Raw genomic sequence first — 21,162 nt, forward strand, 5'->3', positions numbered from 1 at the left:
GTCGGGGGCGACGCGGCATGAGGCTGGTGGTGACCACGCCTACCGCGATCGTCGCGGATGTGGACCATGTCCGGCACATCAGGGCCGAGGACGAGACGGGCGCGTTCGGCATCATGGCGGGCCATGCCGACTTTCTGACGGTGCTGCCGATCTCGGTCGTGACCTGGGATTGCGGCGGCGGGGCGGAGGGGTTCGTTCTGGTCCGCGGCGGTATCCTGACCGTCCATGACGGCACGCTGGTGGAGATCGCCGCGCGCGGCGCCTTCAGCCGGGACGACCTCGCCTCGCTCGGGCGGGACGCGATCCGTGAGTTCGAACGCCATAACGAGATGGAGGACGTGTCGCGCACCGCCGACTCGCGGCTGCATCTGGCCAAGATGCGACAGATCGAGCGCGTCCTCGCGGCGGGGCGCGGCGGCGGGCCCGCAGCGCCTTCCCTCCAGCCCGCCGGCGCGGAGGGCGACGCATGACGGAGCCGAACCACGAGGGGCGCAAGATGATCTCGGATGCCGTCGAACGTCGGCAATCGCGCCGCGAAAAATGGGAGCGCGAGGTCGAAAGGTCACTGTGGAAGAACCTGTCCATGATGGGCGCGCTGGGTTGGCTGGTCGTGACGCCGACGCTGATCGGCGTGTTCGCGGGACGCTGGCTGGATGCGTCCCTGGAGACCGGAGTGACCTTCAGCGGGGCGCTCACCTTTCTCGGGGCCTGTCTGGGCTTCTGGCTGGCATGGAAAAGGATGAACGAAGAATGACGACAGATCCGCTCCTGGCACTCGTGCCCTGGCTGCTGGGGGGCATCGCCCTGGGGGCCGTCTACATGCACCTCATCTCCCGCACCGTCGCGGCCATCGCGCGGCCGGTCTCCAACCGCGCGGCCGCCGGCTGGCTGCTGCTGCGCTTCGGTCTGGCCGCGGCGGTGCTGGCGCTTGGCGCGATGCAGGGTGCGGGGCCGCTTTTGGCCGCGCTGGCCGGGTTCCTGTTGTCGCGGACCGTCGCGATCCGGCGCGCGGTGGGGGCCGATCGTGGACGGTAGCCCGCTCAGCCCCGACATCCTGGTCTGGATCGGCCCCGTTCCGATCAGCCGGGCGGTCGTGACGACCTGGGTCATCATGGGCGTGCTCGCGGCCGTCCTGACGGCCACGCTTCGCCTGGCCCGACCCGGTTCCGGGCTGGCGACGGCGCTGGAGATCCTGGTGACCACGCTGTCCGGTCAGATCAGGGTGATCCTCGGGCGGGATCCTCGGCCATTTCTGCCGCTGCTCGGGTCGCTCTTCATCTTCATCGTTCTGGCCAATCTCGCCGCCGTCTTTCCCGGCGCGACCCCGCCGACGGCCCATGTGGAGACCCCCGCCGCCTTGGCGCTGATCGTGTTTCTTTCGGTCCATTTCTACGGCATCCAGGCCAAGGGTCTGCGGGGCTACCTCCGCCATTACCTCGAGCCCAATCCGTTCCTTCTGCCGCTCAATGTCCTGTCGGAACCGACGCGGACCTTCTCGCTCATGATCCGGCTTTTCGGAAACATGATGAGCCACGAGTTCGTCATCGCGATCGTGGTGTTTCTGGCCGGGCTGCTCTTGCCGATCCCGTTCCTGCTCCTCGGCGTGCTCATCGGGATCATCCAAGCCTACATCTTCACCGTGCTCGCAACCGTCTACATCGGCGCCGCCGTCGGTGCGGTGGACGCGTAAAAAAGGAGATCGAATGGACAACCTCATCGAGATCGTGAGCATCTTCGGCGCGGTGCTCGCCGTGTCCTTCGGGGCGATCATGCCGGCCTATAGCGAGGGTCGCGCCGTCGCCGCGGCAATGGAGGCCATCGCGCGCCAGCCGGAGGCGGCGGGCACGCTGTCGCGGACGCTTTTCGTCGGGCTGGCGATGATCGAGACCATGGCGATCTACTGCCTGGTGGTCGCGCTCCTGCTGCTCTACGCCAACCCGTTCACCGGCTGAGGCCATGGAAATCGACTGGTGGACACTGGCGATCCAGACGGTCAACTTCCTCGTCGTCGTCTGGCTTCTGAGCCGGTTCCTCGACCGGCCCGTCCAACGCATGATCGCGGCGCGCGAGGCCGCCGACCGTGCCGCTGCCGAAGACGCCGAGGGCAAGGCCGACGAGGCCGAGAGACTGCGCGCAGATTATGAGCGGAAGCTTGCGGCATTCGACGAGCAGATGGACAGCCGCGAGACCGAACTGCACGAGGGGATGCAGCGCGAGCGCGAACAGACGCTCTCGGATGCGAGCCAGGAGGCCGAGCGCCTCCGCGCCGCCGCCCAAGCCGAGATCGAGGAGACCAGGTCACGCGCCTTGACCGCGCTCCGCGACGAGATCGTGGCCCTGGCGCGGGACCTCGCGGAAACGGCGCTGTCGGACGCGCCCGCCGACCCGCTCGCTTGCCTGCAAGCCGAACTTGCGCGGCAGGAAGAGGCGGACCTCGCGCGCATGCGGCGGGATCTTTCGTCCGGCGGCGGGCTCACGCTCGTGACGGTGATGGCGCTCTCGGAGGACATGCGGGAGCGGATGTGCGCCGCACTCGGCGCGGCTTTGGGCGATGTGCCGGCGCTCTCCTTCGAGCTCGATCCCGGCATTCTCGGCGGGCTGCGCCTGCGCTTGCCCCATGGCGAACTCGACGCTTCCGTCGCCGGGCGTCTTGAGGCGGCGGCCCGGGCCATGGCGGGAGGTGATGATGACGCTTGAGCGGGACGCGGCGGATTTCATCGCACGGGCGCGGGCGCGGCTGGAGACGGCCGATCTGCGCCCGCGTCTGCGCCAGATCGGTCGTGTGGAGGAGGTGGGCGACGGTGTCGCGCATGTGTCGGGCTTGCCCGCGACGCGGCTGGACGAGCTGCTCCGCTTCGAGGATGGCACGCTGGGCCTTGCGATGCGGATCGGCGAGGCGGAGCTGGGCTGCATCCTGCTCTCCGAGGGGAGCGGCATCCGGGCGGGCGCTGCCGTCGAAGGCACCGGTGAGATTGCGCGCGTGCCCGTGGGGCCGGGCCTTCTGGGCCGCATCGTCTCGCCCATTGGCGCGCCGCTCGATGGCGGCCCGGCCATCGAGGCGGAGCGGACCGACCCGGTAGAGCGCCCCGCGCCGGCCATCGTGGACCGCGATCTGGTGACAGAGCCGCTCTTGACCGGGATCACGGTCATCGACGCGATGATCCCGCTGGGCCGCGGGCAGCGCGGACTCATCGTCGGCGACCGCAAGACCGGCAAGACGACGCTGGCCAGCGACACGATCATCAACCAGCGCGACAGCGACGTCATCTGCGTCTACGCCGCCATCGGGCAGAAGGCCTCGACCGTGGCGCGCGTTGCTGAAGCGGTCCGCGCGCATGGGGCGATGGAGCGCTGCATCTTCGTGGTGGGCGCGGCGGATGCGCCGCCGGGGGCGCAATGGCTGACGCCCTATGCCGCCTGTTCCATCGCCGAGTATTTCCGCGACCGGGGCCAGCACGCGCTTCTGATCTTCGACGACCTGACCAAGCACGCGATCACCTACCGCCAGCTTTCGTTGCTGTTGCGTAAGCCGCCGGGGCGCGAAGCCTATCCGGGCGATGTCTTTTACCTGCACGCGCGGCTTCTGGAGCGCGCCGCGAAGCTGTCGCAGGAGAAGGCGGGCGGCTCGCTCACCGCTCTCCCGATCGCGGAGACGCAGGCGGGCAACCCCTCCGCCTTCATTCCGACGAGCCTCATCTCGATCACTGACGGGCAGGTCTATCTCGAACCCAAACTGTTCTACGAGGGCCAGAAGCCGGCCGTGAACGTGGGCATGAGCGTCAGCCGTGTCGGCGCCAAGACGCAGGCCAAGGCGATCAAGTCGCTCGCGGACTCGCTGAAGCTCGACTATGCGCAATTTCTCGAACTCGAGGTCTTCACCCGCTTCGGTTCGATGGTCGACGAGCGCACCGAACGCAAGATCGCCCATGGCCGCAGGCTGCGCGCGATCCTGGCCCAGCCGGAATACGCGCCGCTGCCCCTGTCGCTCCAGGTCGCGCTGCTTCTGGCGGTGGCGGACGGCTGTCTCGACGATCTGCCGCTTTCCCTCATTCCGGAAGTTCGAAAACGTCTCGCCGAGCGGCTGCCGCAAGACCTGCCGCGTGCGGCCCGGCAGATCGACGAGACAGGCGCGCTTTCCGACGAGACCCGGCGCCGGCTCCTGACGCTCATCCAGGACTGTGTCGCGGGGCTCGCGCCCAAGGCCGACGACTGATGGAGCAACTCACGCGCATAGAGGCAAGGCTCGAAAGCCTGAGCGAGTTGGGCGATCTCGTCGGCGCGCTCAGGTCTATGGCGGCCTCGCGCCTGCGGGAGGCGCAGGAGGCTCTCGACGGCACGCGGGTGTTTCGCGCCGTTGTCGAGCGCGCGGTCGGCGAGATCGCACCGATTGCCGCGCCGCCCGCGTTGCCCGAGGCCCGGGACCGGCGGCAGGCGGGCCTGCTTCTGGTGATCACGCCGCAGAACGGCTTTGCCGGCGGCTTCAACGAGCGCCTGGCCGAGCTCGCTCTTGCCGAGCGGCGGCAGGAGGAGCGTCTGATCGTCGTCGGACGGCGCGGCGAGATCGCGCTGGCCGAACGCGGTGTGACGCCCGATCAGGCCCATGCGATGACCTCCCGGGCCGCCGGCGTGACCCAGCTCGCGCGGCGCATCTCCCTTCGACTTGACGGACTGTCCTCGGCGCGCATCGTCCACGCCCATCACGCGGGCGGCGCGGGTTATGAACCGCAACTGCAGCAGGTTCTTCCCCTGTCGCGCCAGGACACGGCGCCGGGTGGGGACGTGCCGCTCCACCACCTGCCCGTGCCCAGGCTGATGCGGGCGCTCGCCTCGGAGTTTGTTTTCGCCGCGGTCGCCGACGCCCTGATGGATAGCCTCGTCAGCGAGAACGCCGCGCGGCTCAGGACGATGGACGCGGCCTCGCGCAACATCTCCGACAAGCTCGACCGCCTGCGGCGGGCCGCGCATGTGGCGCGGCAGGAAGAGATGACGGCCGACATGCTGGACGTCGTCACCGGCGCCGAGGCGATCTTTAACGGCTGAACCGCGTCAGCCGCGCAGCCAGGCCCAAGCGGCGCCGAGCGCGTCGGCCTCGAAGATCCGCACCTCTCCCTTGAACAGGAAGGCGCTCAGCTTCACGCACCAGACCACCCAGTCGGGCGCGCCGACCAATGCCAGCCGCTCGAAATCGGAGACATGGGCGAAACCGAAGGAGGCGTCCTCCCAGGCGGCTTCCATGCTCCAGCCGGCGAAGGTCTCGTCGGCATAGAACAGCAGGTTGAGTCTGCCGAATTCGCGGAACCTTTCCTCGAGCTTCGGCAGGAGCGCCTTGTAATCGGCCTCGGTCAACCTCCCGCCCGCGCGGATGCCGACCACGTTCCCTGCGCTTTCCTCCATGATCTTCAGCATGTCGGCTCCCTCCGTGCGATGGCGTTACAGCTCGTAGACCTGGTGCAGCCGGGGCATGGCGATCCGTCTCCCCTTCAGGTGTCCCGCGAAGGCCTTGCGGGCCTTTTCCTCGCCGTGGACCAGGAAGGTCATCTCCGGCCGGCCGGTGCGCGCATGCCAGTTCAGAAGTTCGGACTGCCCGGCATGGGCGGAAAAGCCGTTGATGGTGTGAATCCGCGCCCGCACCCGCACCTCGTCGCCGAACAGTTTGACGGATTTCGCGCCGTCGATGATGATCCGCGCCAGCGTGCCTTCGGCGGCGTATCCCACGAAGATCACGCTGCAATCGCTATGGGCGAGGTTGTGGCGCAGGTGGTGGCGCACGCGTCCGCCCGTGCACATTCCCGAGCCTGCCATGATCACTGCGCCCGCGCGAATGCGGTTGAGCGCCATCGAGTCCGACGCCTCGCGGGTGATGTGCAACTCCGGCAGGCGGAAGGGGTCCTTGCCGCCGCGGATCATCCGTTCGATCTCGGCCTTCATCGCTTCGGGATGGCGCTTGAAGATTTGCGTGGCCGAGATGGCCATGGGCGAGTCGAGAAAGACTTGCGTGGAGGCCCGGACTTGCTTGTGCTCCATCCCCTCCCGCAGGAAGAACAAAAGCTCCTGCGCACGCTCCAGCGCGAAAGTGGGGATGATGACGTTGCCGCCGCGCGCGTCGGCGCCTCGGACCGCGTCATGGAACTCGGCCACAGAGGCGTCGAGCGGACGGTGGTCGCGGTCGCCATAGGTTGTCTCCATCACCACCACATCGACGTTCGAGGGCGGCGCGGGGCTATCCAGGAGCGGCCGGTTCTCCGGGCCGATATCGCCCGAGAAGAGGAGGCGCCGCGACCGGCCATTCTCCTCGAGTTCGAGCAGGATGCTGGCCGAACCGAGAATGTGGCCCGCATCGTGGAACGTCGCGCGGGCGCCTTCCCACAGGACCATGGGGCGGCCATACTCGGCCTCGCGCCCGAACCGGTCCAGGCTGTCGAGCGCATCGACCGTGTCAAAGAGCGGCTCGCCTTCCCGACCGTTATGGCGGTGGCGGTTGCGCCGCTTGGCCTCCTCCTCGTGCAGATGCGCCGAGTCGAGCAGAACGAGCCGCGACAGGTCGCGCGTGGCCGCGGTGCAGACGATCTCCCCCCGAAAGCCGCGCTTCACCAGCAGCGGGATGCGGCCGCAATGGTCGAGATGGGCATGGGTCAGCAGAAGCACGTCGATCTCGGCGGGATCGAAGCCAAAGTCGCGGGTGTTCTCCTCGAAGAGTTCCCGCTGGCCCTGAAACATGCCGCAATCGACGAGGATGCGCCGCCCCCCGCAGGTGACGAGATGGCAAGAGCCCGTGACGACCCCCGCCGCACCGTGAAAAGCGATCTTCATGGACGCCTCCTGCCGCGTCTACCCGATGAGTGTCGTTCCGCAGCGCGCATACCAGCGGACGATGTCGTCCCAGATCTCCTGCGCCGTCTCGGCGTACCAGAAGAGGTCCCGGTCCTCCGGGTCGATCACGCCTTCCTCCACGAGAAAATCCGGGTCGAAGGCCCGCCGCCAATAGGCCTGGCCCACGAGGATGACCGGCACTGGCTTGACCTTGCGGGTCTGGATCAGCGTGAGCGTCTCGAAGAGTTCGTCCATCGTGCCGAAGCCGCCCGGAAAGACGACCAGCGCACGGGCGCGCAGCAGGAAGTGCAGCTTGCGGATCGCGAAATAGCGGAACTGGAAGCAGAGGCTCGGGGTGAGGTAGGGATTCGGATACTGCTCGTGCGGGAGCGAGACGTTGAGCCCGACCGTGCGGGCGCCGGCCTCGTGCGCGCCGCGATTGGCCGCTTCCATCATGCCGGGCCCGCCGCCCGTAACCACCACGAGCCGGTTTCCCGACTCACCCTCCGCGCGGCCGACGATCCGGCCGAAGTCGCGCGCGACCTCATAGAAGCGACTTTTCTCCAGCACGCGCCGGGCAATGGTCAGGCGCTTGGAGAGCGCCGCATCGTCCGGCGCTCCGGCGGCTTTCCGCTCCAGCGCCTCGACGGCCCGTTGCGCCGCGAGCGGCTCGGGCACGCGGGTGCTGCCGAAGACGACGATGGAATGCGCCACGCCATGCTCCTCAAGGAGCGTCTCCGCCTTGGAATAGTCGAGTTGCAGCCTGAGCCCGCGGTTGTCGCTTCGGTTCAGAAAGGCCACGTCCCTGTCGGCGAGCCGGTAGTTCGAAGCGTGCAGGATCTCGGCGACAAGCGCGGGGGCGTCGATATCTTCGGTGGCGGGCTTGGGCGTCTTCCACGGAAGGTCGGCGATCCGCTGGTGCGGATGGGCCGGGGCCGGCTTGACGCAGGGCATCTCTGGATCGTCGATCACAGGCGCCACTCCTCCTCGGCGGCCGGGCCGCATCCTTCCCCGGACGCCGGGGTCTCAAACTGATACAGGCGAACCGGCGCAAGCCATTGACGAAAATCAAGGTCGTGGCGGAGGGCCTCAGCGCAGCGGCGCGCGGCTTCGATCCGGGGTTCGGGAGAGCGCGACGACCGCGCACAGGCCCGCGACCGTCATGTAAAGCGCGGGCGCCGTGGCGAGGCCGGTCGCCTCGATCAGCGTGGTCGCGATCATCGGGGTCAGGCCGCCAAAGACGCCCACGCCGATATTGAAGGCGACCGAATAGCCCGAAAGCCGGTCGCGCTCGGGAAACATCTCGACAAAGAGCGCAGGACCCGAACCCAGGGGCACCGACAGGAGCATGAAGGTCACGGCATGCGTCACAAGGACCGAGGCGGTCGATCCCCCGGAGGCGAGCATCCACTGGGAGAGCGGCCAGGACAGCAGGCTCAGCGTGAGGAGGGCGCTCGATCCATCTGCGCCGCGCGACCAGGCGGTCGCCGACGATCGCCAGAAGCGGCATCAGCCGGATCACCAGCACGGTCATCGCCGTGTTGATCGTCAGGGCCTCGCTCCGCGCCATCAGGCCCTGTCCCGAGAGCCATTCTGGCAGGTAAACGAAGGCGATGTAGAAACACGTCCCGTAGGACGCGGCAAAAGCGAGTACGAGGACCGTCTCGCGCCGGTTCGTGGTGAAGGCCTCCAGCAGCGGCGAGGTCTCGTCGCGCTGGGCGTGCTGGGCTGCGAAGCGTTCGGAGTTATGCAGGTTGCTGCGGATCAGGATGGCCGTGCCGCCAAGCAGCGCGCCAAAGAGGAACGGCAAGCGCCAGGCCCAGTCCGAGACCGTCTGGGCATCGAAGAGGTTCGTCACCAGCGCCGCCGCGCCAACGCCCAGAAGCGAGCCCGACATCGAGCCGATATTGGCCCAGCTTCCGGTCAGGCCGCGCCGTCCCATGGGCGCGCTCTCGACGAGATAGGTCGCCGAGGAGGAGAACTCGCCGCCCACGGAGACGCCTTGCATCAGGCGCAGGACAACGAGCAGGACGGGGGCGAGCAGGCCCACCTGCGCATAGGTCGGCAGCAGCCCCAGCAGAACCGTCGGCAGCGCCATCATGGTCACCGAGATCTGCATCGTCCGCGCGCGCCCATAGCGGTCGCCGAACCAGCCGAAGAAGGCCGCGCCGAGGGGCCGCATCAGGAACCCGGCCGCGAAAACGCCATAGGTGGCGATCAGGCCCGCCGCCGGGTTTTCCGACGGGAAGAAGAGCGGCGCGATGATGCCCGCGAGATAGCGGTAGAGCGCGAAGTCGTACCACTCGACGACATTGCCGATGAAGCCTGCCATGATCCGGTGCCGCAGTTCGGGCGAACGGGGCGGCGGCGTCCCGTCTGCGTCGTTCTGTGCCCGCCTTGCCAGCAGTCCAGTCTCGTTCGGAACCGCAAGGATGCCACGATCAGGCCTAGCATCGTGAACCCCAAGAGCCAGGCGCCGTCCGGCCCGAGATCGGCAAGGTCCGCGTCGCGCAGCACCACGCCTCGGATGATGCGCATGAAATGCGTCGCGGGCAGCAGGTCCGCGATCCGCTGCGCGGCCTCGGGCATGGCCTCGTAAGGGAACATGAAGCCCGACAGCAGGATCGACGGGAGCAGCACGAAGACCGTCATCTGCATCGCCTGCATCTGGCTTTTCGCGAAGGTCGAGAGCACGAGGCCCAGCGACAGGCTTGCCAGGATGAACAGCAGCGTGACCACCAGGAGCGTGCCGAGCGATCCCGCCACCGTGACCGAGAACAGCGCCGCTCCGAGACCAAGGATGACACCGACCTGGATGAGCCCGATGCCGACAAAGGGAATGATCTTGCCGATCATCAGCTCAAGCGGGCGGATCGGCGTGGTGATGAGCATCTCCATTTTGCCGCGCTCGCTCTCGCGCACGATGGCGGCGGCGGTGAACATGATCATGGTCATCGTCAGGATGATCCCCACCAGATCCGGCACGATGTTCACGACGCTGCGCTGCTCGGGATTGTAATAGAGCGTCACCTCGAAAGTCGGCGTGGCGGGTGTGCTGGGCGCGCGGAACAGCTCGCCCAGCGGCATCGTCCGCAGCGACCGGATCGCACCGGCCACGAGCGTGTCCGAGCCGTTGGCAGTCCATTGGGCGACGGGCCGGCCCGCGTCGCCCTGCGCGGGGGCGGCGAAGCGGCTGGCGATGGCGGGGTTGCGGACGAGGCGGTCGTCGAGATCGTGAGGGATGATGAAGGCCGCGCGGACCTTGGCGCGCAAGATGGCACGCTCGGCCTCCTCGACCGTGGCGAAGCGTTTCTCGAAGCGGACGACCTGCGTGGCCTCCAGCATATGCGTCAGGGCTTGGCCGAGGCTGCTTTCGCTCTGGTCGACCATGGCCGCCGGGATGTGGCGGACCTCGGTGTTGATGGCATAGCCGAAGCGGACCAGTTGGATGAACGGGATCATCCCGAAGGTGAGCCGGTCGCGCCGGAGTTGCAGGAGTTCCTTCCGCAGGATTGCCGTCACGCGCCGGACCGAGATCATCGCGCCGTGACCCGCGTGGCCAGCACGAAAACGTCCTCCAGGTTTGGCCGCACCGCCCGCGCCGAGGCATCCGCGCGACCGCCCAGGGCCGTGGTCACCGCCGCCTCGGCATCCTCCACGGTCTCGCTCACCAGAACCCGGAGCCGCGCGCCGATCTGGGCGACCGACGCAATCTCCGTCTGTGCCTTGAGGGCGCGCCCGATCTGGCGCAGGTCGTCACCCGTGACCTCGACGACCCGGCCCTCGACCTGTGCCATGAGGTCCTGTGGGGTGCCGTCTGCACATTTCCGGTCCAGATCGAGGATGGCAATCCGGTGACAGCGCTCGGCCTCGTCCATCAGGTGGGTCGAGACGATCATCGTCGTTCCGGCCTCGACGAGGTCGAAGAGCCTTTCCCCAAAGTTGCGCCGCGTCTCGGGATCGACGGCGGCGGTCGGTTCGTCGAGGAACAGAAGCTGGGGCTCGTGAATGACGGTCGCCGCCAGCGCGAGCCGCTGGCGCTGCCCGCTGCTCAGCGCGCCTGCGAGGTCGGTGGCCCGCGCGGTCAGGTCGTAGGTCTCCAGAAGCTCCGCGATGCGCCGCCGCGCGCGTTTCGCGGGCAGGTCGTGGATTCCGGCGACGAATCTCAAGTTTCCCAGCACGGTAAGGTCGCGGTAATGGGTGAAGCCCTGCGTCATGTATCCGATCTGGCTCTTCAGAGCCTCGGCATTGCCGGGCAGGGGCCGTCCCAACACCTCCGCCCGGCCCGCGTTGGGATTCAAGAGGCCTGTGAGCAACCGCATCACCGTCGTCTTGCCCGAGCCGTTGGGGCCCAGAAGACCGTAGACAACGCCCCCGGGGATCGTCAGGTCCAGCGAGTCCACGGCGGTCTTGGCGCCGAAGCGCCGGGTGATGCCGATCGTCTGCGCCACCGGTGCGGTCATGGCAACGCGGCGCTGACCGGGACGCCGGCGGGCAAGCCCGCCGCCTCGGGGGGGAGTTCGACCTCGGCGAGGTAGACGAGGCGGCTGCGCTGCTCGCTGTTGAGCGCGTAATAGGGCGTGAAAGCGGGCTCTTCGCTGATCCAGCGGAATTGGCCCTCGAAAACCGCCTCCGTCCCGTCGAGGCGGGTCGAAACGGGATCGCCGACCGCCCTCCCGACGCGCGCGGGCTCGGACAGATAGATGCGGGCACGCGGTCTGTCGCCGGTCAGAAGCAAGGCCACCGGGCTGCCAAAGGGCACGCGCTCACCGAGGTTCCAGGGCAGGCTGTCCAGAAGGCCGTCCCGCGGGGCGCGGATCGTCAGGTCCTCGAGCAGCGTGCGCTCGGCGGCGACCTGCGCCTCTGCGATGCGGATGTCCTCTTCGCGCGCGCCTTCCTCCAGTTCGGCGAGCACCTGTTCGGCGCTCGTCAGTTCCGCGAGGGCCGAGTCGCGGCGGGCGATGTCCTGGTCGAGCCGCGCCCGTGTGATCGTCCCGCTTTCAAGCAGTCGCGCATCGCGTTCAAGCGTCGTCTCCGCCTCCTCGTAGACGGCGCGGGCCCCTCCGACCCGCGCCTCGGCAATTGCGATCTCCTGGACCCGCGCCCCTCCGCACTCGTTCGAGATCGGCCTCCGCCTCAGCCAGCCGGGCCCGCGCCCCTGGAGGTTCGCCCGCTGCAACCTGTCCTCGAGCTGGACAAGGATCGTGCCGGCCTCGACCTCGCTCCCTTCGGCGACCGGGAGGTCGGTCACGATCGCATTGGCGGTCGCGGTCAGCACGACACGGTCGCGCATCAACATGCCGAGGGCAGTCTCGCCGTTCCGATCGGCGCAAGAGTGCAGGATCATTGGGATCAGAAGCGCCGTGAGGACCGAAAGCTTGAAAATGGAGATCATGCCGCCCGCAAACCATCTCCCGCAGTTCAACCGGACTGATGTTCGCTCAGTTCGGGCCGTCCTCCATGACATTCATCGAAGCGTCCCTTTTCCAATGCTGTAACTATCTGCGGCGCCACCAAACTTGGGGAGACCCCGATGCCGACCGACGCTTACATGCAGCATCTCGAAAGCCAGCTTGCTAGCGTCGAAGCGAAGCTCACCCGGGCCAAGGCTGCGATCGACGAGGGCGGTCCCGAGGACCGGGCGAAGGCGCTGGACGAATGGAGCCATCTCAAGATGCGCCCGGAGCATCTCCTGCAAAAGGTCGAGGCCGCGAAGCGCGACAATTCCGCGGACTGGTCCGTGCTTCACACGAGCTTCCGCGAGGAGGCCGACGCCTTGTGCGACACGCTGGAACGCTGGCTGACGCGCGTCTACTGACCGCGCTATCTGAGCCATCCTTTCTTCCAGATGTACCAGATCAGCCCCGCGGCTGTCGCGCACATGAGCAACAGCGCGAAAGGGTAGCCCAGAGACCAGCCCAGCTCGGGCATGTTCCAGGGCGAGGAGTCGCGGTCGAAATTCATCCCGTAGACGCTCGCGATGAAACTCAGCGGGATGAAGATCGTCGCCACGATCGTGAGCACCTTCATGACCTCGTTGATCTTCACGCTGACGCTGGAGATGTGGACGTCCACCAGTTCCGACGCGATCTCCCGATAGGTCTCGACGATGTCGATGATCTGCACCGTGTGATCGTAGCAGTCCCGGAGAAAGGGCGTCGTCTCGGGGGCGATGAGCGGGTGCTCGTCGCGGATCAGCGTGTTGAAGAGCTCTCGGTGCGGCCAGATCGCGCGCCGGATTTGCAGCAGTCCGCGCTTCAAATCGTGGATGTCGGAGATGTCGCGGTTGTCGGGCGTCGCGAGCACGCGGTCCTCCAGCGCGTCCAGCGTCTCGCCGATCTGCTCCAGCACCGGGAAGTAGCCGTCGACGATGGCGTCGAGCAAAGCGTAGCAGAGATAGTCGGATCCGGAATGGCGGATGCGGCTCTTTGGGCGGCGCAGACGCTTGCGCACGCTTTCGAAGCTGTCGACAGTCTCCTCGCGCACGGTGACGAGGAAGCCTTCGCCGATGAAGAAGGCGATCTGCCGGGCCCGCAGCGGCCCGTTCCCCTCCAGCGCCGACGCGACGATGAACAGGTGGTCGTCATATTCCTCGACCTTCGGGCGTTGATCCGCTTCGACGGCATCTTCCAGCGCCAATTCGTGCAGACCGAACTCTTCGCCGATCGCGGTGAGAAGGCGTGTATCGACCGATTGGGCCACGTCGAGCCAGATCACCCGGTGGCGCTGCCTGAGGTCTGCGATGGCGCGAAGGTCCATCTCCGTTCGCTCGACAATTTCGTCCGAGCCGAACGCCATGACGCTGACGCTCGTCCGGCCGGCCTCCTCCGGGCCGGTTGTCTCGTCCGACGCGGCAGGTTGCCGCCTCGCTTGCTTGGCCATGTCGAGCTTTCGCTCGACCGGTGGCGGGGCCTTCATGCGCAAACCTCGTGGGCCGTGACGTCAGGCGTCGCCATCTGCGCATGCTACAGTATTGCGCCCGCGTCCACAGCGGGCGCCGGGCCAAGGGGGGCTGAGCGAGGCCGCCATTGCCGGTCAGGCACCCGCGCGCTGGCCCGTCAATTCCAGGCGCGGCGGCCCGTTGGCATGGCCTCGGTCCCTATCGTATGGTCCAGGGGGTCTCTCGTCCTCCCGCCCCGGCCTTCGCCGCGGACCGGAAAAGGGCGTTGTCTCGGACATTTGCCTGGCAAGGATGGCGGACTTGGAAAAGAAGCACCAATTCAACCTCGGGTATGCGCTCGCTGCCTTCGCGCTCCTGCTGATCTTCCAGATCTGGATGGCCGCCCGGGACGTTATCTGGATCGATTACAGTGACCTCCTGACCTACCTGGAGGAGGGCAAGGTCGCCTCCCTCATCGTCACCGAGACGGAGGTCCGAGGCACGTTCAATGAGGCGGTCGACGGCAAGACGGTCTTCGCCACCACGCGGGTCGAGCCCGGTTTCGCTGAAGAGCTTGCGAAATACGACGTGGATTTCGCGGGCGCGCATGACCAGACTTGGCTGACGACGATCTTGTCCTGGATTCTCCCGGCGGTGATTTTCGTCGGCATATGGGCGTTCTTCTTCAGGCGCATGGCCGAACGTCAGGGGATGGGCGGGCTCGTCAATATCGGCAAGTCCAAGGCCAGGGTCTATGTTGAGCGCGACACGGGCGTCACTTTCGATGACGTGGCCGGCGCAGACGAGGCCAAGGCCGAGCTTCAGGAGGTGGTGTCCTTTCTGCATGACCGCGACCTCTATGGACGGCTCGGCGCGCGGATTCCCAAGGGGCTGCTGCTGGTGGGGCCGCCGGGCACCGGCAAGACGCTGATGGCGCGCGCCATCGCCGGCGAGGCGGGCGTGCCGTTCTTTTCGATCTCGGGCTCGGAATTCGTCGAAATGTTCGTCGGCGTCGGCGCGGCGCGGGTGCGCGACCTCTTCGAGCAGGCGCGCAAGGCGGCGCCCTGCATCATCTTCATCGACGAGCTCGACTCGCTGGGGCGAGCGCGCTCGGCCCTGTCCGGGTTCGGCGGCAGCGATGAGAAGGAGCAGACGCTCAACCAGTTGCTGGCCGAGCTCGACGGCTTCGATCCGATGTCGGGGATCGTGCTGCTGGCCGCGACCAACCGGCCCGAGGTGCTCGACCCCGCGCTCTTGCGGGCGGGGCGGTTCGACCGGCAGATCGTCATCGATCGCCCCGAGCGGGTCGGACGGGCCCAGATCCTCCGGGTGCATATGCGCAAGGTGAAGGTCGACCCGGGGGTGAGTGTCGACGAGATCGCGGGGCTGACGACCGGCTTCACCGGTGCGGATCTGGCGAACCTCGTGAACGAGGCGGCGATCGTCGCGACCCGGCGCGGCGCCGACTGCATTTCGAACGTCGATTTCACCGCCGCCGTGGAGCGGATCATCGCCGGGGCCGAGCGCAAGACGCGGTTGATGAACCCCAAGGAACGCGAACGTGTCGCCCATCACGAGATGGGGCACGCGCTGGTCGCCGCGTCGCTGCCCAGCGCCGACCCCGTGCAGAAGGTGACCATCATCCCGCACTCCGTCGGCGCGCTCGGCTATACGATGCAGCGCCCGACCGAGGACCGTTACCTCATCACCCTGTCAGAATTGCAGGATCGGATGGTCGTGCTGCTCGCCGGCCGCGCGGCCGAGGAGATCGTCTTCGGCGAGGTCTCCACCGGGGCCTCGGACGATCTGGCGAAGGTGACCGACATCGCCCGCGAATGCGTGACCCGCTACGGCATGAGCGAGACGGTCGGGCAGGTCGTGCTGGAGGAGCAGGCCCAGCGCTTTCTCGGGGAAGGCTTCGGCATGCCGCGTCGGCGGGACTATTCCGAGGCAACCGCGCGCGAGGTCGATCTGGCGATGCGCGAGGGCATCGCGATGGCCTATGAGCGCTCGAAGTCCATCCTGACGGAAAAGCGGAAGCTCCTTGAGGAGGGCGCGGCGCTTTTGCTGGAACGAGAGTCGCTCACGCCGGGCGATTTCCCCGCGCTCGCGCCCGCACATGCCCCAGGTGCCTCCGGTACGCCGGACCGGGCCCAAGACACGCGCCCCGCGCCGAACCCGGCTCTCCACGGCGCAACCGGAGAGACGACATGACGCAATCCTTGGTGCATTTCCTTATGTCCGGGGCGCTGATCGCTATCGGCATCTATCTTTTCGACCACCCGAAGCTGCAAAATGCCGGCAGTCGGCTGTTTCGCGGTGTCGTGGTCTGGATCGTGCTCGTTCTTGGTTTGCGCGCGCTCGATTACGCATTCCTGCCATAGCGTCGGCCGGTCCATGTCGGGCACCGTCTTCGCGCCGGCGGCCCTGACGATGGCTGGAAGCAGACTGCGTGTCGGGTCGTCATAGCTGGCCCCGGCGTCAGAAGGAGGGGCCGACGCCCGTGGAGGCGACCCGCGCCCGCTTGATCCACCAGATCCCATGTCCCGGCCCGGGCTCGACGTGCCCTCCGAGCCCCGTTGACTTGCGTCAAGGCAAGCCGAGGGAAAGCGCCTAGCGTCTGATGCGGGGTCTTGGGTTCGGAAGGGCAAGGAAGGCGAGCGTTTCGGGATGGTGCGCGGCAAGAGGAAAACGCCCCCCAAGGGAGCGCGCGGCCATGCGGCGACGGCGGCGCCACAATCCGAGCTGCATCCCTATCGGGATCTCGACAGGATCGCGCGCGCCCTGATTGCCCGGAACACGGGCGGTGTCTCGCCGTTCTCGGCGTTCCAGGCCTGGAGCGACTGGGCATTGCACATCAGCCGGGCGCCGGGGCGGCAGATGGAACTGGCCGAGCGCGCGATACAAAACGCCGTCAAGCTGGCCGAATTCGCCATCTCGGACAAGCCGAACGCCCCTGCGCCGCCGCCGTTCCACCCCAAGCCCTACGACCATCGCTTCACCGATCCCGGCTGGAGGCGGATGCCGTTCGGTCTCTGGCAGCAGGGCTTTCTGGCGACCCAGGATTGGTGGGACCTCGCCACGGACGAGCTGCGCGGGCTGAGCGACGCGGATTCCGCTCGGGTGCGCTTCATGGTGCGGCAGATCCTCGATCTCTATTCGCCCTCGAACTTCCCGGCGACCAATCCGGAGATCATCGAGCGCACGGTCCGGGACGGAGGAGCGAATGTCGCCGCGGGTCTGCGGAATTTCCGCGAGGATCTGAGGCAGACCCTCACCCAGTCGCGCAAGGCGCCGCGCGAAGGGTTCCGCATCGGCGAGTATCTCGCCTGTACGCCTGGCAAGGTCGTGTTCCGAAACGCATTGTTTGAGTTGATTCAGTATGCGCCGGTCACCGCGAAGGTCCACGCCGAACCCATCCTGATCGTGCCGGCCTGGATCATGAAGTACTACGTCCTCGATCTGTCGCCGCACAATTCTCTGATCCGGCACCTGGTCGCGCAGGGCTTCACCGTCTTCGCGATCTCCTGGTGCAATCCGACGCAGGACCAGTCGGATCTCTCGCTTGAGGATTATCGCAACGAGGGCGTGATGGCCGCGCTCGATGCCGTCAGCGCCATCGTGCCGGGACAAAAGGTCCATGCGACTGGCTACTGCCTCGGCGGCACCATCCTCGCCATCGCAGCGGCCACGATGGCGCGCGACGGCGACGACCGCCTGGCATCGGTCACGCTTCTGGCCGCGCAGGTGGATTTCACCGAGGCGGGCGAGCTGCTTCTCTTCCTCGATGACAGCCAGGTCGCCTTCCTGGAGGACATGATGTGGGCCCAGGGCTATCTCGACCGTCCGCAGATGAGCCGGGCTTTCGCGTCGATCCGCGTCGAGGATCTGATCTATGCCCGCGCGATCCGGCGCTATTTCCTCGGGGTCGCGGACTTGCCCTCGGACCTGACGGTCTGGAACAACGACACCACCCGGATGCCGGCGCGCATGCATTCGGAATATCTCAGGGGGCTCTTCCTCGAGAACCGGCTGACGGCGGGGCGGTTCGCCGTGGAGGGACGCGTGATCGCGCTCAGTGACATTCACGGGTCGCTTTACGTCGTGGGGACCGAGGCCGATCACATCGCGCCTTGGAAATCGGTCTACAAGGCCCGGCTCTTCACCGATTGCGACCTGACCTTCGTCCTGACCAGTGGTGGTCACAACGGCGGCATCCTGAGCGAGCCGGGACACCGGAACCGCCACTATCGCGCGGGCCGAAGGCCGGCCGGAGCGCATTACGTCGATCCCGATACATGGTTTGCCTCGACCGAAGCAGTGGAGGGGTCCTGGTGGACCGACTGGTTCCAGTGGTTGTCCGCGGCCTCTTCGGGCGAAGTCACGCCGCCTTCGCTCGGGGCGCCCGATGCCGGCTATCCGGTCCTGGGAGCTGCGCCGGGCACCTACATTTTTCAGACCTGACAGCCACCGGAGGTCAGCTTCCGTGGCGGGCCCGCGAGGGGGCTCCGCGTGCCCCCGCCTGGGCGAGCGGTCAAGTCGGCTGGGCCTTTTCGGCCGGTTTCGAAGCCGCGCCCGATCCGACAGGATGCGAGGACCGACAGGGGGGACGTGCCGCGGGGCAGGGGCATGGGCATCGCGGAAGACCTTTCAGACGTTACGACCGGGCCCCTCGCTGCTGGGTCGTCCTTTGGCGCGGCGAACGGGCGGCACCGGCAGCGATCGGATGACGGTGGCAAGAAAAGCCGACGGCCGTCGCAGGGCAATGCCAACCTCCCTTCGGGTGCCTGTCAGAACTCGGTACGAACAAGCCGCCGGATTACTCTTTCCGAAGACGGCCTGTCCTTGGGTGCGGCGAGCTCCACCTCGAACCTGCACCGGCCACCATTGGGCCTCAGCACCACAAGATCGCTGCCATCGCTGGCCGACGCCATTCGGTGCCGGGCAAGTCCCGCCCTCTAACGCCGCGGCGGCAGCCTGTCATCAATGACCGCCGCGATGGCGTCGGGGCCCCTGGGCGGTGCCGTAGTCGCTGTTCGTGCACCAGACGCCATTCGGTGCGAACATCCCCGGCAGCAGGACGTAAAAAGCGGATGCCGCGGTCCGGCCCTGAGCCGCGACGGGAGTTCGGAGCCTTCCTCCATGACCGTGAGATCGGCGGCGAAAATCGTGTCGAACACATAGTCGAACCCGAGCTGCCGCAGCGCGTTGATCAACCGACCGGTGCTCACGGTGCCGGGCTTCAGTCCGAACTCCTCGCTGATGGCCACGCGGGTCGCGGGCGCGACCTGGACGACGGACACGCGGCGATGCGCGTCAAGCGTTTTCAGGACGTCATGCCAGTGCGGCGCCTCGATGATGGCGCCGACCGGGTAGACCAGCGTGCACTGGCCGCAGGAGATGCAGTTCGTGGCGCTCGGCGGCTGGTCGAAGACGGGGCACGGGCCGGCGGCCGCCGCCCCGGTCGGCAAAGCCGATGACGTTCTGGATCTGAACGCTGGCGCCGCAGACATCGGCGCAGAGCCCGCATTCGATGCATTTCTGCGGATCCCGCCAGATGCTGGGCGAGCTGTGGTCGCTCGGCAGGTCTTCCGCGCAGTCCCCCGGGGCGGCGGGGAGCCCGGGCCAGCGGTCCTCCCACCTGCTTTTCGCGCACCAGCCGCTGGAGTTCGCAAAAACCGTCCACCTCGCACCGCATGCAGTCTTTGGGATGCCGGGCCAGAAGCCATTCCGCATCGCACTCGCGGAAGGCCTGCAGAGCCGCGCTGTCGGTTGCGACGACATCGCCGTCTTGCGCCAGTGGGCGGCAGGCGGGCTGCGGGTCGGGATGGCCCTCGATCTCCACGAGGCACATCCGGCACGCGGCATGTGCCGGAAGGCCCGGGTGATAGCAGAGCGTGGGAATGTGGACGCCCGCCGCCTTTGCCGCGTCAGGCAAGGTGATGCCATCTTCGACCTCGACCCGTCTTCCGTTGATCGAGAGCATCATCAGGTTGCGACCCCTCCCGTTGGCGCCGGCGGAGCGAGATCCGGCGCGGTGTCCGGGATCGGCGTCTGCTCCAAGGCCCGCGACCGCTCCGATCCCGCCGCAGGGCTCTGGGTCTCGACTGGGCGCCACCGGACTGATGGCTGTCAAGAACGGCAAGCTGGCGCGGGTCCGGGCATGTTCGGTGCCGCACGGCTCTGCGTTGCGCGTGCGGATGGCCCTGCGTCCCCGGCCCGGCGCGGGGCCGTCATGCCGGCTGTTCGGCGCCGGAACCGCTCGGCGGTGAGGGCAAGGAGCCGCATCGTCGCGTGACGCGAATGGTCGGGGAGGGGGGCACGCCGCTGCTCCGCGCACCCGAGCACGTGGGCCGATTTCAGCGGTGTCAGTCCGGGGGGCCTGGAACGGCGGTCAGGCGGTCTTCGCCCCTGCCGAGACCATGCGCATGGTCTCGGCTCCGGCGGTTGGGCGGCTCGCCAATTGTCCCACCCAGACAGAGCCGAGGACGATGGCGGCGCCAAGCCCTTGCAGCGGCGACAGGGCCTGACCCAGTACGACCCACCCCAAGAGAACCGCCGTCACCGGGCTCATCATGCCGAGCATCGAGACCGCGCCGGGTTCGATCTTCGCAACGCCCCGGAACCAGAGCGCATAGGTGATCGCCGCACCGACGAGACCGAGCCAGACCAGACCCGCGACATTCGTCATCGTGAGGGGCGGCATCGCGGGCTCCAGGATCAGTGCGAAGGGCAGCAGGATCAGACCGCCGGCCGTCAGTTGCCAGGCGGTGAAGCTGAGCGCCGACACGGGGGGCTGCCATTTCCGGCTCAGGACGGTTCCCGCGGCCATGGACGCCGCGCCGCCAAGACCGGCGGCAATGCCGACCGGGTCGAGCGCGGCGTCCGGACCGATCAGAAGCAGCGCCACGCCTAGAACGCCTGTCGCGGCCGCAGCGACCGAGCCGGCCCGGATGGGCGTGCCGAGCCACCCGCGCGCCATGAAGATCACGATCATGGCCTGAAGGGCGCCCAGTGTCGCGGCCACTCCGCCCGGAAGCCGGTATGCGGCCACGAAGAGCAACGTCCAGAACAGTGCGAAGTTGAGGCTGCCGAGAAGAAAGCTGCGCCCGAGCCAGGCACGGGGCGGTAGGCAGCGTGTGAAGACAAGCAGCAGCAGCCCCGCCGGCAAGGCGCGCAGCGCCGCGATCGTGATCGGATGGCCCGAGGGCAGAGTCTCGGTCGCGACGATATAGCTGCTGCCCCAGATCGCGGGGGCGAGCGCCGTGAGAAGGATATCGGCGGTGCGGGGCATGGGGTGTCTCCTGTCGGGCGCTCACCAGAGCGCATGGAAGGGTAGGCGCGGGCGTTCGGGTCGGGGCCGATCTCGCGCATCGGTTGGGGCGGTTGGTCGCGTCACGTCCCAGGCGGCATGAGCCGGGGAGGGGAGGTCGGGGGCATTCTGCGGCGGAACAACGGGCACGAGGATTGGT

General features: G+C 67.6%; 22 protein-coding genes and 3 pseudogenes. 12 read left to right on the forward strand and 13 right to left on the reverse strand.

The genetic code is table 11. The features are described from left to right. The first annotated feature begins 29 nt into the window (after positions 1-29). Genes DTQ71_RS08355 through DTQ71_RS08390 form a run of 8 tightly spaced genes read left to right on the forward strand, consistent with a single transcriptional unit; the run spans position 30 to position 5,040 of the window. Entirely contained in the window at positions 30-470 is a 441-nt protein-coding gene (locus DTQ71_RS08355) for a F0F1 ATP synthase subunit epsilon (RefSeq protein ID WP_170125365.1), read from the forward strand. After that, positions 467-754: an AtpZ/AtpI family protein gene (locus DTQ71_RS08360; protein ID WP_109563850.1), complete on the forward strand. Its 288-nt coding sequence runs from the start codon at positions 467-469 to the stop codon at positions 752-754. The genes DTQ71_RS08355 and DTQ71_RS08360 overlap by 4 nt, the downstream gene beginning before the upstream one ends. Next, entirely contained in the window at positions 751-1,035 is a 285-nt protein-coding gene (locus DTQ71_RS08365; protein WP_170125366.1) for an N-ATPase subunit AtpR, read from the forward strand. Before DTQ71_RS08360 ends, DTQ71_RS08365 begins: the two co-directional genes overlap by 4 nt. Continuing rightward, positions 1,025-1,690: a F0F1 ATP synthase subunit A gene (gene atpB / locus DTQ71_RS08370; RefSeq protein WP_109563852.1), complete on the forward strand. Its 666-nt coding sequence runs from the start codon at positions 1,025-1,027 to the stop codon at positions 1,688-1,690. The genes DTQ71_RS08365 and atpB overlap by 11 nt, the downstream gene beginning before the upstream one ends. 13 nt (positions 1,691-1,703) lie before the next feature. Then, positions 1,704-1,952: a F0F1 ATP synthase subunit C gene (locus tag DTQ71_RS08375; protein WP_109563853.1), complete on the forward strand. Its 249-nt coding sequence runs from the start codon at positions 1,704-1,706 to the stop codon at positions 1,950-1,952. A gap of 4 nt (positions 1,953-1,956) precedes the next feature. Then, positions 1,957-2,697, forward strand: a complete 741-nt coding sequence (locus tag DTQ71_RS08380; RefSeq protein ID WP_109563854.1) for a F0F1 ATP synthase subunit delta — start codon at positions 1,957-1,959, stop codon at positions 2,695-2,697. Next, positions 2,684-4,213 (forward strand): F0F1 ATP synthase subunit alpha, encoded by a 1,530-nt coding sequence (locus tag DTQ71_RS08385; RefSeq protein WP_245947352.1) that lies wholly within the window; start codon positions 2,684-2,686, stop codon positions 4,211-4,213. Before DTQ71_RS08380 ends, DTQ71_RS08385 begins: the two co-directional genes overlap by 14 nt. Further along, positions 4,213-5,040, forward strand: a complete 828-nt coding sequence (locus DTQ71_RS08390; RefSeq protein WP_109563856.1) for a F0F1 ATP synthase subunit gamma — start codon at positions 4,213-4,215, stop codon at positions 5,038-5,040. The genes DTQ71_RS08385 and DTQ71_RS08390 overlap by 1 nt, the downstream gene beginning before the upstream one ends. 6 nt (positions 5,041-5,046) lie before the next feature. Here the strand turns inward: DTQ71_RS08390 and DTQ71_RS08395 are convergent, their stop codons facing one another. The 8 genes and pseudogenes from DTQ71_RS08395 to DTQ71_RS08425 form a co-directional block, all read right to left on the reverse strand. Beyond that, on the reverse strand, positions 5,047-5,406 hold the full coding sequence (locus DTQ71_RS08395; RefSeq protein WP_109563857.1) for a SpoIIAA family protein: 360 nt from the start codon (positions 5,404-5,406) through the stop codon (positions 5,047-5,049). Between the two features lie 24 nt (positions 5,407-5,430). After that, entirely contained in the window at positions 5,431-6,810 is a 1,380-nt protein-coding gene (locus tag DTQ71_RS08400; RefSeq protein WP_109563858.1) for an MBL fold metallo-hydrolase, read from the reverse strand. Between the two features lie 18 nt (positions 6,811-6,828). Further along, positions 6,829-7,782: an LOG family protein gene (locus DTQ71_RS08405; protein ID WP_245947354.1), complete on the reverse strand. Its 954-nt coding sequence runs from the start codon at positions 7,780-7,782 to the stop codon at positions 6,829-6,831. A gap of 117 nt (positions 7,783-7,899) precedes the next feature. Continuing rightward, positions 7,900-8,217, reverse strand: coding sequence for an MFS transporter (locus DTQ71_RS23840; protein WP_211317129.1), 318 nt, complete (start codon positions 8,215-8,217; stop codon positions 7,900-7,902). A 112-nt stretch (positions 8,218-8,329) separates the two neighbouring features. Then, positions 8,330-9,142 (reverse strand): annotated as a pseudogene (locus tag DTQ71_RS24850) (MFS transporter); the annotation flags it as partial. Further along, positions 9,028-10,332: an ABC transporter permease gene (locus tag DTQ71_RS08415; RefSeq protein WP_245947356.1), complete on the reverse strand. Its 1,305-nt coding sequence runs from the start codon at positions 10,330-10,332 to the stop codon at positions 9,028-9,030. The pseudogene DTQ71_RS24850 and the gene DTQ71_RS08415, both read right to left, overlap by 115 nt. Positions 10,333-10,346: 14 nt before the next feature. Next, positions 10,347-11,273 (reverse strand): ABC transporter ATP-binding protein, encoded by a 927-nt coding sequence (locus tag DTQ71_RS08420; RefSeq protein ID WP_109563859.1) that lies wholly within the window; start codon positions 11,271-11,273, stop codon positions 10,347-10,349. Continuing rightward, positions 11,270-12,205 carry an HlyD family secretion protein gene (locus DTQ71_RS08425; RefSeq protein WP_109563860.1) on the reverse strand — a complete coding sequence of 312 codons (936 nt, stop codon included), beginning with the start codon at positions 12,203-12,205 and terminating at the stop codon, positions 11,270-11,272. Before DTQ71_RS08425 ends, DTQ71_RS08420 begins: the two co-directional genes overlap by 4 nt. 138 nt (positions 12,206-12,343) lie before the next feature. Between DTQ71_RS08425 and DTQ71_RS08430 the strand changes: the two genes are divergently transcribed. After that, complete coding sequence (locus DTQ71_RS08430) at positions 12,344-12,628, forward strand: hypothetical protein (protein ID WP_109563861.1); 285 nt, start codon at positions 12,344-12,346, stop codon at positions 12,626-12,628. A 5-nt stretch (positions 12,629-12,633) separates the two neighbouring features. Here the strand turns inward: DTQ71_RS08430 and corA are convergent, their stop codons facing one another. Further along, on the reverse strand, positions 12,634-13,728 hold the full coding sequence (gene corA / locus DTQ71_RS08435; RefSeq protein WP_109563862.1) for a magnesium/cobalt transporter CorA: 1,095 nt from the start codon (positions 13,726-13,728) through the stop codon (positions 12,634-12,636). Positions 13,729-14,011: 283 nt separating this feature from the next. On the opposite strand from corA, the gene ftsH reads away from it, so the two are divergent. The 3 genes from ftsH to DTQ71_RS08445 all read left to right on the forward strand — a co-directional run bounded on the left by ftsH (position 14,012) and on the right by DTQ71_RS08445 (position 18,154). Further along, positions 14,012-15,904 (forward strand): ATP-dependent zinc metalloprotease FtsH, encoded by a 1,893-nt coding sequence (ftsH, locus tag DTQ71_RS08440; protein WP_109564175.1) that lies wholly within the window; start codon positions 14,012-14,014, stop codon positions 15,902-15,904. Continuing rightward, positions 15,901-16,074, forward strand: a complete 174-nt coding sequence (locus tag DTQ71_RS23450; protein ID WP_170125367.1) for a hypothetical protein — start codon at positions 15,901-15,903, stop codon at positions 16,072-16,074. The genes ftsH and DTQ71_RS23450 overlap by 4 nt, the downstream gene beginning before the upstream one ends. Positions 16,075-16,360: 286 nt before the next feature. Beyond that, positions 16,361-18,154 (forward strand): PHA/PHB synthase family protein, encoded by a 1,794-nt coding sequence (locus DTQ71_RS08445; RefSeq protein ID WP_109563863.1) that lies wholly within the window; start codon positions 16,361-16,363, stop codon positions 18,152-18,154. 494 nt (positions 18,155-18,648) lie between these two features. Here the strand turns inward: DTQ71_RS08445 and DTQ71_RS24180 are convergent, their stop codons facing one another. The 4 genes and pseudogenes from DTQ71_RS24180 to DTQ71_RS08455 form a co-directional block, all read right to left on the reverse strand. Then, positions 18,649-19,203, reverse strand: coding sequence for a [Fe-Fe] hydrogenase large subunit C-terminal domain-containing protein (locus tag DTQ71_RS24180; protein ID WP_245947357.1), 555 nt, complete (start codon positions 19,201-19,203; stop codon positions 18,649-18,651). A 13-nt stretch (positions 19,204-19,216) separates the two neighbouring features. Continuing rightward, positions 19,217-19,426 (reverse strand): annotated as a pseudogene (locus DTQ71_RS24855) (hypothetical protein); the annotation flags it as partial. Continuing rightward, positions 19,350-19,679, reverse strand: a pseudogene (locus DTQ71_RS24860) (2Fe-2S iron-sulfur cluster-binding protein); the annotation flags it as partial. The pseudogenes DTQ71_RS24860 and DTQ71_RS24855, both read right to left, overlap by 77 nt. Positions 19,680-20,084: 405 nt before the next feature. Beyond that, positions 20,085-20,984, reverse strand: coding sequence for an EamA family transporter (locus DTQ71_RS08455; RefSeq protein ID WP_109563864.1), 900 nt, complete (start codon positions 20,982-20,984; stop codon positions 20,085-20,087). Between the last annotated feature and the right edge of the window lie 178 nt (positions 20,985-21,162).

The sequence above is a fragment of the Jannaschia seohaensis genome (genome assembly GCF_900116765.1).
Taxonomy (GTDB): domain Bacteria; phylum Pseudomonadota; class Alphaproteobacteria; order Rhodobacterales; family Rhodobacteraceae; genus Jannaschia; species Jannaschia seohaensis.

Coding starts and splice junctions, on each gene's coding strand:
- corA (WP_109563862.1), bottom strand. CDS start 13,728: ATGAAGGCCCCGCCACCGGTCGAGCGAAAGCTCGACATGGCCAAGCAA.
- DTQ71_RS08380 (WP_109563854.1), top strand. CDS start 1,957: ATGGAAATCGACTGGTGGACACTGGCGATCCAGACGGTCAACTTCCTC.
- DTQ71_RS23840 (WP_211317129.1), bottom strand. CDS start 8,217: ATGCTCGCCTCCGGGGGATCGACCGCCTCGGTCCTTGTGACGCATGCC.
- DTQ71_RS08400 (WP_109563858.1), bottom strand. CDS start 6,810: ATGAAGATCGCTTTTCACGGTGCGGCGGGGGTCGTCACGGGCTCTTGC.
- DTQ71_RS24180 (WP_245947357.1), bottom strand. CDS start 19,203: ATGTCTGCGGCGCCAGCGTTCAGATCCAGAACGTCATCGGCTTTGCCG.
- DTQ71_RS08365 (WP_170125366.1), top strand. CDS start 751: ATGACGACAGATCCGCTCCTGGCACTCGTGCCCTGGCTGCTGGGGGGC.
- DTQ71_RS08360 (WP_109563850.1), top strand. CDS start 467: ATGACGGAGCCGAACCACGAGGGGCGCAAGATGATCTCGGATGCCGTC.
- DTQ71_RS08375 (WP_109563853.1), top strand. CDS start 1,704: ATGGACAACCTCATCGAGATCGTGAGCATCTTCGGCGCGGTGCTCGCC.
- DTQ71_RS23450 (WP_170125367.1), top strand. CDS start 15,901: ATGACGCAATCCTTGGTGCATTTCCTTATGTCCGGGGCGCTGATCGCT.
- DTQ71_RS08425 (WP_109563860.1), bottom strand. CDS start 12,205: ATGATCTCCATTTTCAAGCTTTCGGTCCTCACGGCGCTTCTGATCCCA.
- DTQ71_RS08420 (WP_109563859.1), bottom strand. CDS start 11,273: ATGACCGCACCGGTGGCGCAGACGATCGGCATCACCCGGCGCTTCGGC.
- DTQ71_RS08430 (WP_109563861.1), top strand. CDS start 12,344: ATGCCGACCGACGCTTACATGCAGCATCTCGAAAGCCAGCTTGCTAGC.
- DTQ71_RS08385 (WP_245947352.1), top strand. CDS start 2,684: ATGATGACGCTTGAGCGGGACGCGGCGGATTTCATCGCACGGGCGCGG.
- DTQ71_RS08445 (WP_109563863.1), top strand. CDS start 16,361: ATGGTGCGCGGCAAGAGGAAAACGCCCCCCAAGGGAGCGCGCGGCCAT.
- DTQ71_RS08455 (WP_109563864.1), bottom strand. CDS start 20,984: ATGCCCCGCACCGCCGATATCCTTCTCACGGCGCTCGCCCCCGCGATC.
- DTQ71_RS08390 (WP_109563856.1), top strand. CDS start 4,213: ATGGAGCAACTCACGCGCATAGAGGCAAGGCTCGAAAGCCTGAGCGAG.
- DTQ71_RS08395 (WP_109563857.1), bottom strand. CDS start 5,406: ATGCTGAAGATCATGGAGGAAAGCGCAGGGAACGTGGTCGGCATCCGC.